This is a genomic window from Pseudoalteromonas sp. P1-11 (genome assembly GCF_001399995.1).
GTDB classification, from domain to species: Bacteria; Pseudomonadota; Gammaproteobacteria; order Enterobacterales; family Alteromonadaceae; genus Pseudoalteromonas; species Pseudoalteromonas atlantica.
Genome location: NZ_LJSP01000003.1, coordinates 532,704 through 551,293 on the forward strand (window position 1 = coordinate 532,704; position 18,590 = coordinate 551,293).

At 40.3% G+C, this 18,590-nt stretch carries 18 protein-coding genes; 11 read left to right on the forward strand and 7 right to left on the reverse strand.

Annotated features, from left to right (window positions below; all coding sequences use genetic code 11):
• Positions 1-152: 152 nt before the first annotated feature.
• From trxB to infA, 4 genes are all read left to right on the forward strand, one after another.
• Complete coding sequence (gene trxB, locus AN390_RS08095) at positions 153-1,103, forward strand: thioredoxin-disulfide reductase (protein ID WP_055253776.1); 951 nt, start codon at positions 153-155, stop codon at positions 1,101-1,103.
• Between the two features lie 93 nt (positions 1,104-1,196).
• Positions 1,197-1,913 carry a leucyl/phenylalanyl-tRNA--protein transferase gene (gene aat / locus AN390_RS08100; RefSeq protein WP_055253778.1) on the forward strand — a complete coding sequence of 239 codons (717 nt, stop codon included), beginning with the start codon at positions 1,197-1,199 and terminating at the stop codon, positions 1,911-1,913.
• Positions 1,906-2,610, forward strand: a complete 705-nt coding sequence (locus AN390_RS08105; RefSeq protein WP_055253779.1) for an arginyltransferase — start codon at positions 1,906-1,908, stop codon at positions 2,608-2,610. The genes aat and AN390_RS08105 overlap by 8 nt, the downstream gene beginning before the upstream one ends.
• 90 nt (positions 2,611-2,700) lie before the next feature.
• Positions 2,701-2,919 carry a translation initiation factor IF-1 gene (gene infA, locus AN390_RS08110; RefSeq protein ID WP_002962494.1) on the forward strand — a complete coding sequence of 73 codons (219 nt, stop codon included), beginning with the start codon at positions 2,701-2,703 and terminating at the stop codon, positions 2,917-2,919.
• A 231-nt stretch (positions 2,920-3,150) separates the two neighbouring features.
• Here the strand turns inward: infA and clpA are convergent, their stop codons facing one another.
• Both clpA and clpS read right to left on the reverse strand, forming a co-directional pair.
• Complete coding sequence (gene clpA, locus AN390_RS08115) at positions 3,151-5,412, reverse strand: ATP-dependent Clp protease ATP-binding subunit ClpA (protein WP_004586753.1); 2,262 nt, start codon at positions 5,410-5,412, stop codon at positions 3,151-3,153.
• Between the two features lie 68 nt (positions 5,413-5,480).
• On the reverse strand, positions 5,481-5,789 hold the full coding sequence (gene clpS / locus AN390_RS08120; protein WP_004586754.1) for an ATP-dependent Clp protease adapter ClpS: 309 nt from the start codon (positions 5,787-5,789) through the stop codon (positions 5,481-5,483).
• Positions 5,790-5,998: 209 nt separating this feature from the next.
• On the opposite strand from clpS, the gene cspD reads away from it, so the two are divergent.
• Positions 5,999-6,217, forward strand: coding sequence for a cold shock domain-containing protein CspD (cspD, locus tag AN390_RS08125; RefSeq protein WP_004586755.1), 219 nt, complete (start codon positions 5,999-6,001; stop codon positions 6,215-6,217).
• A gap of 449 nt (positions 6,218-6,666) precedes the next feature.
• On the forward strand, positions 6,667-8,889 hold the full coding sequence (locus tag AN390_RS08130) for an NADP-dependent isocitrate dehydrogenase (protein WP_055253781.1): 2,223 nt from the start codon (positions 6,667-6,669) through the stop codon (positions 8,887-8,889).
• A 145-nt stretch (positions 8,890-9,034) separates the two neighbouring features.
• On the opposite strand, the gene AN390_RS08135 is transcribed toward AN390_RS08130, so the two are convergent.
• The 3 genes from AN390_RS08135 to AN390_RS08145 all read right to left on the reverse strand — a co-directional run bounded on the left by AN390_RS08135 (position 9,035) and on the right by AN390_RS08145 (position 12,558).
• Positions 9,035-10,279: an amidohydrolase family protein gene (locus AN390_RS08135; protein WP_055253783.1), complete on the reverse strand. Its 1,245-nt coding sequence runs from the start codon at positions 10,277-10,279 to the stop codon at positions 9,035-9,037.
• A gap of 10 nt (positions 10,280-10,289) precedes the next feature.
• Positions 10,290-11,672 carry an amidohydrolase gene (locus AN390_RS08140; protein WP_054982614.1) on the reverse strand — a complete coding sequence of 461 codons (1,383 nt, stop codon included), beginning with the start codon at positions 11,670-11,672 and terminating at the stop codon, positions 10,290-10,292.
• 100 nt (positions 11,673-11,772) lie between these two features.
• A complete protein-coding gene (locus tag AN390_RS08145) occupies positions 11,773-12,558 on the reverse strand; it encodes a hypothetical protein (RefSeq protein WP_055253785.1) in 786 nt (261 codons plus the stop codon).
• 250 nt (positions 12,559-12,808) lie between these two features.
• Here AN390_RS08145 and AN390_RS08150 point away from each other — a divergent pair, with 250 nt between their 5' ends.
• On the forward strand, positions 12,809-13,174 hold the full coding sequence (locus AN390_RS08150) for a DUF3718 domain-containing protein (RefSeq protein ID WP_054982616.1): 366 nt from the start codon (positions 12,809-12,811) through the stop codon (positions 13,172-13,174).
• Positions 13,175-13,223: 49 nt separating this feature from the next.
• On the opposite strand, the gene AN390_RS08155 is transcribed toward AN390_RS08150, so the two are convergent.
• Positions 13,224-13,916, reverse strand: coding sequence for a hypothetical protein (locus AN390_RS08155; protein WP_055253787.1), 693 nt, complete (start codon positions 13,914-13,916; stop codon positions 13,224-13,226).
• A gap of 109 nt (positions 13,917-14,025) precedes the next feature.
• On the opposite strand from AN390_RS08155, the gene AN390_RS08160 reads away from it, so the two are divergent.
• Together AN390_RS08160 and AN390_RS08165 are read left to right on the forward strand one after the other, a co-directional pair.
• The gene (locus AN390_RS08160; RefSeq protein ID WP_004586762.1) at positions 14,026-14,889 is read left to right on the forward strand and encodes a fructosamine kinase family protein; all 864 of its coding nucleotides are present in this window, start codon (positions 14,026-14,028) and stop codon (positions 14,887-14,889) included.
• A 197-nt stretch (positions 14,890-15,086) separates the two neighbouring features.
• Positions 15,087-15,290, forward strand: a complete 204-nt coding sequence (locus tag AN390_RS08165) for a CPXCG motif-containing cysteine-rich protein (RefSeq protein WP_004586763.1) — start codon at positions 15,087-15,089, stop codon at positions 15,288-15,290.
• On the opposite strand, the gene AN390_RS08170 is transcribed toward AN390_RS08165, so the two are convergent.
• Complete coding sequence (locus tag AN390_RS08170) at positions 15,287-15,913, reverse strand: riboflavin synthase (RefSeq protein WP_055253788.1); 627 nt, start codon at positions 15,911-15,913, stop codon at positions 15,287-15,289. The two genes, AN390_RS08165 and AN390_RS08170, sit on opposite strands and share 4 nt — an antisense overlap.
• 128 nt (positions 15,914-16,041) lie before the next feature.
• Between AN390_RS08170 and AN390_RS08175 the strand changes: the two genes are divergently transcribed.
• Together AN390_RS08175 and AN390_RS08180 are read left to right on the forward strand one after the other, a co-directional pair.
• On the forward strand, positions 16,042-17,391 hold the full coding sequence (locus AN390_RS08175) for an MATE family efflux transporter (RefSeq protein WP_055253790.1): 1,350 nt from the start codon (positions 16,042-16,044) through the stop codon (positions 17,389-17,391).
• On the forward strand, positions 17,384-18,430 hold the full coding sequence (locus tag AN390_RS08180) for a DUF3080 family protein (protein WP_055253793.1): 1,047 nt from the start codon (positions 17,384-17,386) through the stop codon (positions 18,428-18,430). The genes AN390_RS08175 and AN390_RS08180 overlap by 8 nt, the downstream gene beginning before the upstream one ends.
• Positions 18,431-18,590: the final 160 nt, after the last annotated feature.

Consider the following 18,590-nt stretch of genomic DNA (forward strand, 5'->3'; position numbering starts at 1 on the left):
GCTTTTTTATCGTTCCAGGCAAAGTCAGTACATAATATTGCACAGCTTTTAATTTTGTCAGAAAAAAATATTCACATAATTTGTTTACTTGTGCCTTGTTTTTCTTAGAATCGAAGCCATTAAGTTCAGTATTAAACGTTTAGGAAAAGATCATGACTGAAGCAAAACACTCTAAGTTACTAATTTTAGGCTCTGGCCCTGCGGGTTACACTGCCGCAGTATACGCCGCACGCGCAAATTTAAACCCCGTTTTAATTACCGGCATTCAACAAGGTGGCCAATTAACGACCACAACTGAAGTTGAAAACTGGCCAGGCGATGCGCACGGTTTAACAGGCCCTGCATTAATGGACCGTATGAAAGAGCACGCTGAGCGCTTTGAAACGGAAATTGTGTTTGACCACATTAATAAAGTAGATGTGTCTAAGCGCCCTTTCACGCTTACTGGCGACCAAGGTACTTACACATGTGATGCATTAATTATTGCCACTGGAGCATCGGCTAAATACTTAGGCTTAGAGTCTGAAACTAATTTTCAAGGTCGTGGTGTATCTGCATGTGCTACATGTGATGGTTTTTTCTATAAAGGGCGTAAAGTTGCAGTTGTAGGTGGTGGTAACACTGCTGTAGAAGAAGCGCTTTACTTATCTAACATTGCGGATGAAGTACACGTTATTCACCGTCGTGATAGCTTCCGCAGTGAAAAAATTCTTGCTGATCGCCTTAACGAAAAAGCGCAAAATGGTAACGTAGTAATGCACTACAACCGTACGCTAGACGAAGTACTTGGCGATGAGATGGGTGTAACTGGTGTACGCATTAAAGATACACAATCTGATGCTACCGAAGAGCTTGATTTAGCGGGTGTGTTTATTGCTATCGGCCATAAGCCGAACACTGACATGTTTGAAGGCCAACTAGAAATGAAAGACGGCTATTTAGTGGTTGAGTCTGGTCTTAACGGTAACGCTACACAAACAAGCGTACCTGGCGTATTTGCCGCAGGTGATGTCTCTGATCATATTTACCGTCAAGCAATTACGTCTGCAGGTACAGGCTGTATGGCAGCCCTAGATGCAGAGCGTTTCTTAGATAACCTATAAACGATACAAAATTAATAAAGGCTGTTAGTTCAGCCTTTTTTTATGCCTAAAATATAGTTACACTTTTATGATAATTAATAAGTTAAGCCCTCTATGAGAAACCAGCTATACCAACTAAGTGAAACCGATATAGCATTTCCAAACCCCGAATATGCACTTACCTCCCCCGATGGACTGCTTGCCATAGGCGGCGATTTATCTGTAAAGCGCTTAAGTAATGCCTATAAAATGGGTATTTTCCCGTGGTTTAGCGAAGGTGAGCCCATTATGTGGTGGTCGCCAAGTGAACGCGGCATTGTAGAGCTAAATGACTTTCATATAAGTAAAAGCTTGCGTAAACATTTAAAAAAATACCCTGTTAAAGTAACTATTAACAATGCCTTTGCTGAGGTGATAGAAGCGTGCTGTGAGCAACGTATAGACACCGAAGGCACATGGATAACAAACGATATGTTAAGCGCTTATATTGCTGCACATGACGCTAATATTGCGCATAGTGTTGAGGTATGGCAAGACGGCGAACTTGCCGGTGGGCTGTATGGCATTATGCAAAATGGCGTTTTTTGTGGCGAATCGATGTTTCATCATCAAACTAATTGCTCAAAACTGGCCATGTGGGCGTTAGTTAATTGGTTAAAACGCCATAACGCACATTTTATTGACTGCCAACTAGAAAACCCATATTTAACCTCTTTAGGCGCAAAAGTGATCCCTCGCTCAGAATTTTTGACTAAACTTAAACGAGCAAATGCTTACACCCCCAACTCAACCATGTGGCAACCACAGGAGTTAACAGCAATTTATGAGTGAACATATTCCTGCACGCGTTGGCCTTAGCCAAGAGTTTGCTTGTAGCTATTTACCTGACAGGCAAGAGCAATTATTGGTAATACTTGACCCAACCTGTTACAGCACGCATAAATTTGAGATGCTTTTATCGCTCGGTTTTAGGCGCAGTGGTAACCAAATTTATCGACCGCACTGCCCTTCGTGTAGCGCCTGTAGCTCGGTGCGCGTGTTAGCCCAAGAGTTTACCCCTTCAAAGTCACAAAAAAGAAAACTAAATAAAGTAAAAGCAATCTTTGAAGTTAAATACACACACGCTAAGCGCGAAGAATATTACCCACTTTATAGTAAATACATTTCAATGCGCCACAGCGATGGCACTATGTTTCCGCCTAATTTAGAACAGTTTCAAAGCTTTTTATTTTGTAGCTGGTTAGAAATAACGTTTATTGAGCTTTGGCACCAAGACACTTTAGTTGCAGTGGCCGTAACAGATTGCATGGATAACGCTGTCTCGGCTATTTATACGTTTTTCGATCCCGACTTTGAGCACTACAGTTTAGGGACTGTGATGATTTTACAGCAGCTCGAATTTGCCAAACAGCAAAATAAAGAATTTGTGTATTTGGGCTACCAAATCGATGAATGCACCAAAATGAAATACAAAACTCAGTTTTTACCCGCGCAAAAACACGTTAATGACCAGTGGTTGGCTATTTAATTTGCAAAAATGCCCGCTGCGCCTTTACTTATTGGCGTATTTTGGGCAAAATCTGCAGCGTTTAACTATTAAAGAGGTGTTACGCTAAACATGGCGAAAGAAGACGTAATCGAAATGCAAGGGACAGTCCTTGATACTTTACCAAATACAATGTTCCGAGTTGAGCTAGAAAATGGTCACGTAGTTGTGGCTCATATTTCAGGTAAAATGCGCAAAAACTATATCCGTATTTTAACCGGCGATAAAGTAACGGTAGAAATGACTCCTTACGATTTATCGAAAGGACGTATCGTATTCCGTGCTCGCTAAGTGCGTAAACGAGATTTAGTTTTTGGCTAGTGAATAACTAGCTTAAAGCGTTTATTAAATGTAATTGATGGTACTGACTAGCAATTACATTTAATAAACAAAAAACCCAGCTTTTGCTGGGTTTTTTGTTGCCTATAAAAAAGCACAAAAAAGCCCACGCATATCGCGCAGGCTAGTTTTTATACCCATTCGCTTAATTTGCGGATTGGTATGATAAGTGAATACACTTATTTAAGCGGGTGTTAAATTACTTTCATAGTCAAAGTTAATTTTCTTATCTTTAACTGATACTTTAACTGTACCGCCATCAACCAGTTCACCAAAGAGTATTTCGTTAGCCAATGGCTTTTTAAGCTCATCTTGAATAACACGTGCCATTGGACGTGCACCCATTGCTTTATCGTAGCCTTTATCTGCTAACCACTCTCGGGCCTTAGAGGTCAGCTCAAGGTTAACTGACTTCTTATCTAATTGTGCTTGCAGCTCAACTACAAATTTATCGACCACTTGCAAGATAACGTCTTTTTCAAGGTGGTTAAACCAAATAATATTATCTAAGCGGTTTCTAAATTCAGGTGAAAATACCTTGTTAATTTCACTCATTGCATCGTGTGTATGATCTTGCTCGGTAAAGCCAATCGATTTACGTGTGGTTTCTTGCACGCCGGCATTGGTTGTCATAACCACCACTACGTTTCTAAAGTCAGCTTTACGACCATTGTTATCGGTTAACGTACCGTGATCCATTACTTGCAGTAGTATGTTGTAAATATCTGGATGGGCTTTTTCAATTTCATCCAATAATACAACAGCATGCGGGTTTTTAATAACGGCTTCGGTAAGTAAACCACCTTGTTCAAAACCAACATACCCAGGAGGCGCACCAATTAAACGGCTTACTGCATGGCGCTCAACATACTCTGACATATCAAAGCGAATAAACTCAACACCCATACATTTAGCAAGCTGTTTAGTAACCTCGGTTTTACCTACACCCGTTGGCCCCGCAAATAAGAACGAGCCCACTGGCTTATCTTCGTTTGCAAGCCCAGAGCGAGATAAACGAATCGCAGATGTTAGCGCGTCGATAGACTGATCTTGCCCAAACACTAACATTTTAAGATTACGATCAAGATTTTTAAGCGTTTCTTTATCAGTCGAAGACACGCTTTGAGCTGGGATACGCGCCATTTTAGCAATAATCGATTCAATATCTGATACACCAATGGTTTTTTTGCGTTTAGAGCTTGGCTGCAAACGTTGGTTGGCACCGGCTTCATCTATTACATCAATGGCTTTATCAGGTAAATGACGCTCATTAATGTATTTAGCACTTAGCTCAGCAGCTGCTTTTAATGCTTTTTGCGTGTAACGAATACCATGGTGTTCTTCGTAACGCTCTTTTAAACCATTTAAAATTTTAGTGGTATCGGCCACACTTGGTTCAAGTACATCAATTTTTTGGAAACGACGCACTAACGCACGGTCTTTTTCAAAAATATTTTTATACTCATTGTAAGTGGTTGAGCCCATACAACGTAACTGCCCGCTTGAAAGCAGCGGTTTAAGTAAGTTAGAGGCATCCATAACACCACCCGATGCAGCGCCTGCACCAATAATAGTGTGTATTTCATCAATAAATAAAATTGAGTTAGGTTTTGCTTGTAACTCTTTTAATAAGCTCTTAAAGCGTTTTTCAAAGTCGCCGCGGTACTTAGTACCGGCAAGCAATGCGCCCATATCAAGCGAATATACAACAGCATCGGCAATTACTTCAGGCACTTGTTCATTAACAATGCGGTATGCAAGGCCCTCTGCAATGGCTGTTTTACCTACCCCAGCTTCACCAACAAGCAGTGGGTTATTCTTTTTACGACGACATAAAACCTGTACGGTGCGCTCTACTTCGCTGTCGCGCCCTACTAATGGGTCAATGTTACCGTCTTTGGCTTGGGCATTTAAATTAGTGGTAAAGCTATCTAACTTACTTGCCTCTTCGTTTTGAACCTCTTGTACTTCTTCATGAATATCGTCAGTGTCATCTCCTAACTCATCATCCGTTTTAGAAATACCATGAGAAATAAAATTCACTATATCTAAGCGAGAAATATCGCTTTTCTTAAGTAAATAAACCGCTTGGCTTTCTTGTTCAGAAAAAATGGCAACGAGCACGTTAACGCCTGTGACTTCGTTTTTACCAGATGATTGAACATGAAAAACCGCACGTTGAAGCACGCGTTGAAAGCCCAGTGTTGGTTGGGTTTCGCGTTCTTCTTCTAAATCGGGAATAACCGGTGTGGTTTCGTCTATGAATTCTAATAGTTCGGTTTTTAAACCAGAAATATCAACACCGCAGGCGTTTAGCGCTTCGCCTGCTGAAGGGTTATCTAAAAGCGCAAGTAAAAGGTGTTCTACCGTCATAAACTCATGGCGGCGTGTACGCGCTTCACGAAACGCGGCATTTAACGTTAGTTCTAAGTCTTTGTTTAGCATTGGCAACCCCTTACTGAGATAATTATTTTATACCACAACAATGAGATGATTGATCACCTAATTGGTATTTATTCCTGCTCACAACTACAAAGCAGTGGATGCTCGTTATCCCGTGCATAACGGTTAACTTGTTCCGCTTTGGTATGGGCTACATCGGCGCTAAATACACCGCATATCCCTTTACCTTTTTCGTGAACTTGTAGCATCACATCAGTTGCTCTATCGCTATCCATATTGAAAAACGTCATTAGAACTTCTATTACAAAGTCCATTGGCGTGTAGTCGTCGTTATTTAAAACAACTTTGTATTTTCGCGGTGGCTGCAGCTTTTGCTTTTCACTATCGCGAACTGTGTCGATGACACCTGAATCTTTCATACCACTCATAATTAAATATAGTCTTGTCTTTAGAACTCAAGCAAACTTGAATAAAAAATAAATTAAATGTTAAAAAAATACCACAAAACACTTGACTGACTGGCCAAATAAACTACAGTCAGAAGTAGATTGATTAATCCTTAGTCAGTCTAGCAAATTATACGGTTTAGAATAACTAAATTAGTCAACTTATAGAAGGATGTAGAAGTATGGCTTGTGGTAAAGTCAAATGGTTCAACAACGCCAAAGGTTTTGGTTTCATCGTAGAAGACGGCTGCGAGAATGATATTTTCGCTCATTACTCAACGATTGTAATGGACGGTTATAAGACACTTAAAGCTGGTCAGGATGTAACATTCGAGCTAGAACAAGGCCCTAAGGGCTTACACGCTAAAAACATTGCGCCTAACGGCGACATTTTAGAGTGATCAAAAATTTGTTCGACTAAAGCGAGCGACCTAATTTAGATCCTCGCTTAATTCCCCACTTACCATTCAACTCTCTTCTTATTACTAAATTGCTCCTGTACACGCTAAATTCAACCCTTTTCCTTGATTTTATTTTATATACCCCAATGTTCTAACAGTTACCTGCTAATTAAGGCTGTTCAAAAGCGCAAGCGCTAGCCCTTTTTAAACAAGCTTGTTACACTCTTGTTGCTAAATTACGCGGTTACATTTTAGCTTATGCTTTTACGCGGCTAAAATACGTGTACTTTGCAACCTATAAAAATCAGTTAGTCAGGTGTGACTATTCTGCCTTTTGGCATATTAAGAGTACCGACACCTAACAAACTGCTTGTTAACGCAACCATGCGCTAATGAGTTTCTTTGCATTGTTGAATACGGCCACTGCGGCCTACTATCTAGGAATGATGATGACATCAAAAATTATCTACACTAAAACGGACGAAGCTCCGGCGCTAGCAACCTACTCGTTGCTACCAATTATCCAAGCCTATACAAATGCGGCAGGTGTTGAAGTTGAAACTCGCGATATCTCATTAGCAGGTCGTGTAATTGCAAACTTCGCTGATTACCTTACTGAAGAGCAACGCATCGGCGATGCGCTTGCAGAGCTTGGCGAACTTGCAAAAACACCAGAAGCAAACATCATCAAATTACCAAATATCAGTGCGTCTGTACCGCAATTACGCGCTGTCATTAAAGAGCTTCAAGAAAAAGGCTACGCACTCCCAGAGTACCCGGCTGAGCCTAAAAATGATGAAGAAGCTAAAATTAAAGCCACTTACGACAAAATTAAAGGCAGTGCTGTAAACCCAGTATTGCGTGAAGGTAATTCAGATCGTCGTGCACCAGGTTCTGTTAAAGAGTATGCACGCAATAACCCTCATTCAATGGGTGCGTGGAGCAAAGACTCACAATCATACGTTGCAAGCATGAGCGAAGGTGACTTCTTTGGTTCTGAGCAATCTGTAACTGTTGATGCAGCAACTGATGTACGTATTGAGCACGTAGCGACTAATGGCGATGTGACTGTACTTAAACAAAGCACGCCGCTAATTGCTGGCGAAGTAATTGATGCATCGCGCATTAGCGCAGCTAAACTACAAGCGTTTTTAGCAGCAGAAATTGATGCAGCTAAAGAAAAAGGCGTATTATTTTCGCTTCACATGAAAGCGACAATGATGAAAGTATCTGACCCAATTATTTTTGGTCACGCGGTAAAAGTTTTCTACAAAGACGTATTTGCTAAACACGGCGAGCTTTTTGAAGAGCTAGGTGTTGATGTAAATAACGGTTTAGGCGACGTTTATTCTAAAATTCAAACATTAGATGATGCTAAGCGCGAAGAAATTGAAGCAGACATTCAAGCGGTTTACGCTGAGCGTCCTGCTATTGCAATGGTTGATTCTGACCGTGGTATTACTAACTTACACGTTCCAAGCGATGTGATCATTGATGCGTCTATGCCTGCTGCCATTCGTTCAAGCGGTCAAATGTGGAACAACGACGGTAAACTACAAGACACTAGCTTTGTGATCCCAGATCGTAGCTACTCAAGCGTTTACCAAGCTACAATTGATTTTTGTAAAGAAAACGGCGCGTTCGATCCTACCACTATGGGTAGCGTACCAAACGTAGGCCTAATGGCTCAAAAAGCAGAAGAATACGGTTCTCACGACAAAACGTTTGAAGCAAAAGCGGATGGTTCTATTCGTGTTGTTGATGCAAATGGCACAACATTACTTGAGCACACTGTTGAGCAAGGCGATATTTGGAGAATGTGTCAGGTTAAAGACGCACCAATCCAAGATTGGGTTAAGCTTGCTGTAAACCGCGCACGTGCGACGGGCGTACCTGCTATTTTCTGGTTAGATGAAAACCGTGCTCACGATGCAGAGCTTATTAAAAAGGTAAACAAATACTTACCAGATCACGATACTGATGGCCTAGACATTCAAATTTTAGCACCGCTTGAAGCAACTTTATTCTCATTAGCGCGTATTAAAGAAGGTAAAGACACTATCTCTGTAACGGGTAACGTATTACGTGACTACCTAACAGATTTATTCCCAATTTTAGAGCTGGGTACCAGTGCTAAAATGCTTTCTATTGTGCCACTAATGAACGGTGGTGGCTTATTTGAAACTGGCGCAGGTGGTTCAGCACCTAAGCATGTTCAACAGTTCGAAAAAGAAAACCACTTACGTTGGGATTCGTTAGGCGAGTTTTTAGCACTAGCGGCTTCGCTTGAGCACCTAAGCGTGAATACAGGCAACAAAAAAGCACAAGTACTTGCTGACACACTAGATAAAGCAACAGGTACGTTCTTAGCTGAAAACAAGTCGCCTTCACGTAAAGTAAAAGAAATTGATAACCGTGGTTCTCACTTCTTCTTATCTTTATTCTGGGCACAAGAGCTGGCTAAGCAAGACGAAGACAGCGAGCTTAAAGCGCAATTTACACAAATTGCGAGCGATTTAGAAACGCAAAAAGAGCAAATCGTAAGCGAGCTTAACGATGCACAAGGTCCTTCAATGGATATTGGTGGTTACTTCCAACCAAATGATGATGCAGCGTTTAAAGCAATGCGCCCAAGTGCAACGTTTAACGAAATTTTATCTAAATTAGTATAATTTTAGATTAAATAAAAAAACCGCTTAAGTTTAAAGTAAGCGGTTTTTTTGTGTCTTTATTTTATATAAAAAGGCCGCTACTTTAACTTTAAAGTAGCGGCCTTTAATAATTAACCTGAATTTTGGATAATTAAAGCTATATTAATTATTTTGTATAAGCTCGCGGCATAGATGACTCAGTGGTATAGCGCTCACGCAGTTTATCTTGGCGCGACTGCGTAGATATTTCTTCGCCGTTAATAATCATTTTACTAACGTGCGAGCTTAGCTCAAACGGGTCGTTGCTCCACATCACTACATCAGCGGCTTTACCAACTTCAATGCTGCCGGCATTAATATTAAACACACTCGCCACATTAGATGTAACGGCCTCTAATGCACCTTGTTGGCTCATTCCATAGGATACGGCATTGCCTGCATCAAATCGAAGTTGATAAATATTATGACTGGCATCGCCGCCCACTGTTAAAATAACTTTTACCCCAGCTTTTTCAAGCGCGGCTGCGTTATCTAAACTGGCATGTAAAGAGTCAAAGCTTGAAGGTAAGCTATCCATAGCACTCATAATTACTGGTACTTGCGCTTTAGCAATCTGCTCTTTAACAACAACAGCATCTTGTGCACCATTGAGCACTAAATTAATACCAAATTGCTCTTTAACTTTAAGTAGCTCAATAATATCAGCCGCACGAGATACACCCACTACAAGTGGCATATCGCCGCTAAGTACTTTAACCATTACTTTATCTTCAGTACTTGGGGTGCTGTCGTCGTCTTTTTTAGGCTTTTTAGCTGCTTTTGTTTGGTGCTCTTCAAGCTTATTAATTAGCGTTTGCAATGTAAATGCGCGCGAGCCCTTACTGCGCTCACCTAAATAAACCACTAATGCAGCTTGTTTTTGTATGTCGCCTTGTAAATCACCGCTTAAATCAACCACACTTGCTAAGCCCGAAAAAATACTATCGCCACCGTGCGGGGTAATTACATCGCGGGTTACACCACCTTTACGTGCATACGGGATAAGGCTTGAGTGAGCGTTATAAGCAAGGCTTACATCAAAATCAATACCTGCTTTTTCTTCGCCAGCATCGCGTGAGCCTGCAACTGCACTTACTTCCACTAAGCCAAGTTGATTAATGCTAGCAATAAAACCTGGGGTTACAATCTTCCCATTTGCATCAATAACTTTATCTGCTTGTACTTGCTGTGGATTAATAGCAGTAATTTTACCGTTATCCATAACAATGCTGGCGTTTTCTAAAACGCCTTGCTCGGTTGCCGTATGCAGCGTGGCATTAATAATAGCAAGCGATTGTGCATTGGCTGCACCTGAGGCTAATAGTCCTGCAGCAACCAGAGATAGCGAAAACGAACGTGATAAATTTTTCATTCTGGGCTCCTTATTGTTGGCCTAACATAAAATCACTTTGTGCTTGAAATGCGCTATCGTTTCTATCGTAAACTTTTGCGCCATCAATAAATACTTGTTCAGCTTTTGCGTAAACGCTAAATGGGTTTTGGTTCCAAATAACCACATCGCCTTGCTTACCTGCTTCAAGCGAACCAGTTTTATCTTCAATACCTAATGATTTAGCCGCGTTTGACGTGATCCACTTAATCGCGTGCTGCTCCGAAATATCAAACCCATTTTCGTTTGCACGGTACATTACTTTACCCGCTTCTTGGTTTAAGCGCTGAATAGTGGTGTCTGAGTCAGAATGCACAATGGCGCACGAATTTTTTACCGCATCAACAATAGCTACGTTTTCTTGAACCATGTCGTAGGCTTCCATTTTAAAGCCCCACCAATCTGGCCAAAGTGCAGCACACGAGCCATTTTCAGCCAATAAATCTGCAATTTTATAAGCTTCTACACCGTGATGGAACGTACCTGCGTGATAGCCAAATTCTTTTGAAAGGTCGATCATCATCGCCATTTCTTCAGCTTTATAACAGTGGTTATGAATTAACACTTCACCTTCAATGACCGCGCGAAGAGTATCGTGCTTAATGTCGCGAACTGGTGCTTCTGGGTTTAAACCTGCTTCGTAATCGGCGTCGTACTTATCCCATGCACGTTTGTACTCTTGTGCTTCTGCCCATGCCATACGGTAACCGGCCATGTTACCCATACGGGTTGAAGGCAAAGTACCTTGGCGACCATATACGCGTTTTGGGTTTTCACCACAGGCCATTTTTAAACCATTAGGCGCATCAGGGAATTTCATTGCTTGCATGGTATGCGCAGGAATGTTTTTAAGTGTTACGCCACGGCCACCAAATAAGTTAGCTGAGCCAGGTAAAATTTGTAGTGAAGTAATACCGCCTTCGCGCGCGCGGTTAAAGCCAGGATCTTGAGGCCATACAGAATGCTCTACCCACACCTCAGCAGTATTTGGGCTGGTCATTTCGTTTCCATCTTGATGAGACTCAACCGATGGGCTTGGGTAAGCACCTAAGTGAGAATGTACGTCAATAATACCTGGGGTAACCCATTTGCCCTGTGCATCAATGGTTGCATCTGCATTGGCAGATAAGTCTTTACCTACTTGTTGTACTTTACCATCAACAAGTAACACATCGGCGTCATCTAAGCGCTCGCCAGTGCCAGTAAGTACTGTTGCATTGATAATTAATGTGCTTTTACTTGCAAGCGGTGTGTAGGTACTTGGGTATGGGTTTTTATTAATGGTGATTTTTGCATCTTGTGGGCCGTTTTCTTGGCAGCCAACAAGGGCAGCAGCTAAACCAACTGCTAACAATGAGGGAGCAAATTTTTGCATGTTGTTAGGTTCTCCTGTTTTTTTGCTACTTTAGCTAAAGCGGCGTAATAAAGCTAAAAAAACAGGTAAAAAAGCGATTAAATGAGTTAAACGGCTGTAATTATTTTTTTATATAATTGTTATACAGCTTTTCAAGTGCGCCTTCGGTTGTAAGCGATGGGTCTTTGTTTATAAAGTGTTTTACGGTGCGAGTTACAAAGTCTGAGTTTTGCTTATGTTGCTTAGCAAAATCCTTAATTAATGTATTGCCATCGCTTGCTGCTGTTACTTTATCATGGCGATGACGATACTGGCTAAGTGCTCTATTAAAGTCGCCGTTATAATCCTCTACCAATATTTTATAAAAGTCACTTTTTTGAACTTTAAGTACGTTAATACAGTAATTTAATGCCTCTTTAAAGTCGGTAAAAACGGTGCCTTCTACATCAAACTCTTTGGTTTTTTCGCGTACGGTCACGCGGGCTTCTTCGGTGGCATATGTAAAGCCTGTAAACGCTAAACGCTCAGATGCCTCTTTACCTAATTTCATACCCGCTTGAATGCTGTGCGCAAATTCGTCACTCATTTCGCTTAATTCGTTTTCTTCCCACATGTTATAAACACGCAGCGCCTTAGCGTACTTATTAGAGAGCTTTTTTTTAAGTTTTGTAAAACGCTCATCTATCGTCATTAGCCTTTCATTATGTAATAAGGCATGGCACTCATAACACGCTGCAATAGAGACAAAGTCGGCCTCTTCGCCTAAATCAATAATGCTCTGTAGCATATGTAACGGCGGGCAATGATCGCGCTCTGTGGCTTCGCATCCACAATAAAAACATTGGTTAAAATGCTTGTGTTCGCAGGCATACGCTTGCTGGTAATAGCTGGCTAACGTTTTGCTCACTGGTTCTCCTAAAAATTAAGCGCGTAAATAATGGGGGCGATAATAGCAGGCTGAGAAAATATGTCAGTAGCTATAAAATAATTTTGCCTAAGTGTGTCAAAAAACACATTTATTAGGGCTTAAATTCAGTCACCTAGCTTAAGTGTGTATTTTTAAACATACCTGCTTACACCTTGTTGCGTTTGGTTAACAGCTTTTTAGTTTGAATCGCTCAATAATAAAGCTGAACCACAAACAATGAGGACTAATTATGAACACGTTAAAAGCTACTTTATGCACAACTATGGTACTAGGCGCAACTTTACTAATTGCAAAACCAGCATTAGCCACCCAATTTGTCGCGGCCGATTCATCGCCAGGCACACAGGCTTGTATGGCTGTTGCAGCAAATAAATCGTACGTAGTACGTAAAGCGTCACGCGATTTAAATATAAGCAAAGCGGTAATGAGCAAAAAGCTGCACTGTAATAACTTATCAATGGGCGATTTTGTTACTTTGTATAACCTTGATAAAAGCGCAAATTATTTAAATATTGATACCAGTACTCGCACATCAATTAAAGACTTAGCTAAATCGTACAACCCAGAAAAAGTAATCATCACAGGGCCAAAATAGTATGGCGTTAACACAAAATTAAGCCTGCTTTATAAGCAGGCTTAATTTATTAAATAATGGCCGCAATTAATCCAAATAAACCGCCAAACACACCGCCCCATACTACTAGCCAACCTAAATGCTCACGTATCATAGTTTGCATAATGTCTTTAACCATTTTAGGGGTGAGTTCATTTAAGCGCTCATCAACTAATTTAAGTACCGTAGCATGTAAGCTTTGTGCGCTATTCCCTTGCGATAACGTATCGTTTACTAGCGCTTTAAAATCGTCTGTTTGGCTAATTTGCGCAAGTGATAGCTGCATTTTTTCAATAAACTTTTCTCGCATTGGCTCTATAGCCGCTGTGCCACCAAACATACCTAACATACTGCCAAACTGTGATTGCTCTATTACTTGAAGTAGGTTGTCGAATGCAGGGTTTAAATCAACTTTAGTAATAATGCCCTCAAAATCGATATTAGGTTGCGCTTTGCTAAGTAGGTTATTAATTTTTTGCTCAGAGAAAAACTCAGTCAAAATTAAATTACGAATAGCCACTTTAAAACTTTCAAATTTTAGAGCAATAACACCCGAGCCATATAACAAAGGTACTTTTTCAAATAACATATGAACAGCCAATAAGTTTGTGACAGCACCAGATAGCGCAAATAACCCCACCGATAACACAATAGCGTGGTTAAAAAAGTAGCCTATAACTACGCACAAGACAGCGAGCAAATTGGTGATAAAACTTTTGTTCATTGTTACTCCATTAGCATTTTTTATATCGTTAATTTTACAACGATTAGTTTGTTAAATTAATACTTTTTTGCCATAGTTTAAGTATCTGTTTAAAAGGCGAGCAATTGATATGTGGAAAACAGTAAACGAGCACATTAGCCAAGCCATTCATTATGACTTTAAACATACTTACAAACGTCAGCTGCAAAGTACAAATACCGATAAACTCTATCAACTCACCGATGGAAAACACAATTACCTGGTTAAAATTGCTCTTAAAAGCGAACTAGATCGTCTAGAAAGCGAAGCGATAGGACTTAAGCAGCTCACCCAAAATAGTGTTTTTATGGTGCCCGACTGCATTGTAACAGGTGCTAATATTGAATTTTCGTTTATTGTACTTGAATGGTTAGTACTTGATAAACAGCCCCATACGCATTGGCACGATATGGGTAAACAACTGGCTATGCTGCACCAAAAGCACGACCAAGCAATGTTTGGCTTTGATGTAGATAATTACCTAGCCACCACCGTGCAACCAAACCAGTGGCATAAAAAATGGGACTTATTTTACGCAGAAGAGCGCATAGGCTGGCAACTGCAACTATTAGCCGAAAAAGGCATTCAGCTTGTAGAGCCTGAGCTATTAATTAATTTGGTAAAAGAGCAATTGCACAGCCATATTGTGGAGCCTTCTTTAGTACATGGCGACTTTTGGCGAGGAAATATGGGCTTTATTAAAAATGTACCGACCTTATTTAATCCCGCATGTTATTACGGAGACCGCGAGGTAGACATTGCAATGAGCGAGCTATTTGCCCCCTTACCTGATGATTTTTATAACGCCTATAACGCGCAATACCCATTAAGCGAAAACTATAAAAAGCGCAAAGCAATATACCAACTTTACCCTATTTTAAATCACGCAAATATATTTGCAGGGCACTACCTTACTCAGGCTAAGCAGCATATTGATGAGCTGCTATCGCTTTAAATAATAACGCCTCATAAGGCGTAAAATAACTGTCATAATCGTTGCTTCAGCACTATATTTAAAAAGGATGTTATTTAGGCTCAATACCTTGTTGTTTAGTTCAGTTTTGAGCCATCAAGTTGTTGCTAGTATAACTGCACAACTTAATTAATGTGTATCAATAAGTTAATTCTTACCTTGGTACTATTGGAGTGATTATGAAAGATTTTTTATCACAACGTATCACGTGTCCACACTGTGGCAACCACATACACCTAGACATTGACGCAAGTATGGGGGATCAAGACTACGTAGAAGAATGCAGTGCCTGTTGTAACCCTATTCATTTAAACATGCACATAGACCATGCTCATAAAAAATTAGAGTTACACATAGACAGCGACGATGAACAAATTTTTTAGCCTTGATGGCGTAAGTAATTTTCTGCCGTGTTAATAATGGTATAAGTTTGCTGATCGACTTCTATATTTAGTTCATCACCCACTTGAGCGTTACCTAAATTTGTAATGGCCAGCGTTTCGGGGATCAGGTGTAACCAAAACCCCTGCTCGTCAATTTCGCCCACGGTTAGGCTTGCGCCATTTATTGCTACAAAGCCTTTGTACAAAACATACTTTTGCCATTTAGTAGGTAAGCTTAACTGAATTTTACAGTTATTTTGTTGCTTAACTATTTGCCCGATTTGGGCAGTGCAGTGAATATGCCCCGACACAATATGCCCACCTAATTCAGTACCAAAGGTTACTGAGCGCTCATAATTAACTAAACTACCTAGTGCAAGCTTGCCTAAATTAGTTAGTAATAGTGTTTCATCAATTACATCAAAATGTACTTGCGCCACTACATCGTGGTTACTTAATTCAACTTTAACCACCGTTAAACAGCAGCCATTAATTGCAATGCTCGCACCTAAATCTAAATGTTTAACGTATTCATCACCTACCGATACAACCAAACGTAAAACCCCTTCGGTATGCGTGGTAGATACAACAGTAGCTTGAGTTTGAACGATTCCTGTAAACATAAAATCACTTAAAATTATTACAAAGTGCTAGTTTAACGTATCAACTCGTAAAATCATTCACTACAGTGATTTTTATTTGAAACACAATCGATTACAATTGCGCCCTGTTTTATCAAATAGCTGTTTTTATGACCTTTAGTAGCTGGGAAGCCAAACGTTTAATCACCCTTGCCGTACCTGTATTTTTAGCACAAGTAACACTCGTTTTAATGTCGGTGGTCGACACCATTATGGCAGGCCAAGTAAGCCCAACAGATTTAGCTGCGCTGTCGATTGCAACCGGTATATGGAACCCTTTATTACTGGCGCTGCAAGGTATTTTGCTCGCGTTAACCGGTATTATTGCCCAATTTGCGGGCGCTAATGATAAAAAAGGCATTAGCCATTATTTTCAGCAAGCTCTGTATTTAACCGCTATTTTAAGCGCAATTGGTTTTGGTATAGCCAACCTAGCCGATATAGTGATTTTAAAACTCGATACAACCCCCGCTATCGCAAGCCTTGCTTATGACTATATCCATTTTGTGAAATGGGGAGCCTTTGGATTTTTAATTTTTACCGTTTATCGAAATATGACCGAAGGCATGGGGATGACAAAACCCGCTTTTTATATCAGCTTACTGGGCCTTGGCGTTAATATTCCGGCTAACTATATTTTTATAAATGGTTTATTTGGCTTACCAGCCTACGGCGGCGCTGGTTGTGGCATTGCTACGGCATTGGTACTAACTGTAATGGCTGTTGCACAAGTAACGTATTGCCAGTTTAGTAAAAAAATCGATGCAAAAGCCCTGCTGGCAAATTTTGAAAAGCCCAATATTAAAACCATTGGGATAATTACTAAATTAGGTATACCCATTTCGTTGGCCACCTTTTTTGAAATTACGCTATTTGCGTGTATACCTTTATTTATTGCACACTTAGGTGCTGTTGCTGTGTCGGGTCATCAAATTGCGGGAAGCGTGACCGCGTTATTATTTATGATGCCACTGAGCTTATCTATCGCCATTAGTATTCGTATTGGAAATTTATTTGGTCAAAACCATTTAAGCCAATTAAAAACTGCTATATCAACCAGCTACATTTTAGCCATTGCTATTGCGTTATTTTTAGCTTTTATAACCTTTATTGGCCGCGATTTAATAAGCCAACTTTACACCGACAGCCCAGCTGTTATTGCGTTAGCGACCTCAATTATGATTTTGGCATGTATTTATCAAATTCCTGATGCACTTCAAGTCGCTGCGAACGGCATTTTAAGAGGTTTAAAACATACGCAGCCTATATCGTATATAACGTTTATATCTTACTGGTTAATCGGTTTTGCTTTAGGCTACGTATTGGGAAGAACAGATTTAATTTTGCCCGCCATGGGGCCGCACGGTTTTTGGATAGGTATTATTTTTGGTTTAACCGTTGCTGCTGTATGGCTTATGTTCACCGTTAATAAGCGATTAAAGCAGGCGCCATTTGTATAAAAAAGCACGAACATTAATACCAAGCAAAACATGGTTAAGTTGTTTATTAGCTGTGTGTTGCGCCGTGCTTGCTGGGTGTTCAAAAGCGCCCAGCAACACTTATCAAACATACATAGCACGCCTAAGTAATACCCTTGAAACTCAAGCCCCTGGTTTAAGTAAACCTGTAGCAATTAGTCCGCTTTTACCCCCTAACACGCTTTTAAACACCACCACCATTAGCTTGATTGAACTTGCCAGCTTAAGCCATTGTAAGCTCAGCTTACTTATTAGTGAGCACAACAATCAGCTTGGTAAAACGGCCGGACATGCCGGTGTTTTAAAGTATCAAATAGAGTTTGTGCAAAATGCACAGCAGTGCTTAAGCACGCTTGAGCCTGACTCAGCAGTTTATAAAACCTTGTTAAAAGCAAAAACACATAAAGAGCAAACACTAAACCACTACTTTAATTTAATGTTGTATAACGAATTTGAGCTAAAAAACACGTGGCAAGCTAGCAGCTCAGAGCTTTCTGCTTCCCCTGCAGGGTTTAGCGACACGGTAGCGGCCATGCAGCAGCTTGCACTCATAAAACAACACATACTCAATAAACACTACTTAAAAATTAACTCCGCAGACATTTTTAACGCGTTAGAGCAGCTTAATAAGTACCGTTTTAACCAATTACTCATTTATTCTGCACGTCTGCAAATAGCGTTTAATAATTCAGCCACGCAATTTATTGAATCGCAATCCATTGATGAAATATGCCCAGCAGGAAAAAATAAAAAAGTAGCCACTATCGTCAGTAACGTGTTTCAAAAGTATTTCCTTAAAGAAATACAGCCTTATCAGGCTAATTTAGCAGGCTACCTTGAAACACTTTTACCTTTGTATAACCAACTGTGGTTTAACCAAGCCATAACAAATAAGCAAATAAATACTTTAATAGCGCTGGATTCACAAAACAATCTACTAAACCAGCTTAAAGGCTCAGCCAAAAAACACGTTACCTGGTGGCAAAACTTTTATAAAACGTGTGAAATCAGCCCAATATGAATAAAAAAACGGCAAATAAACGTAAAAGCAACAAACTTGCTTGATTCACCACTCACCACGCTATATATTAGCGGCCGCTGATAATTAAATTTATCGCATCTTAATTAGGTAATACGACCGTAGCTCAGTTGGTTAGAGCGCTACCTTGACATGGTAGAGG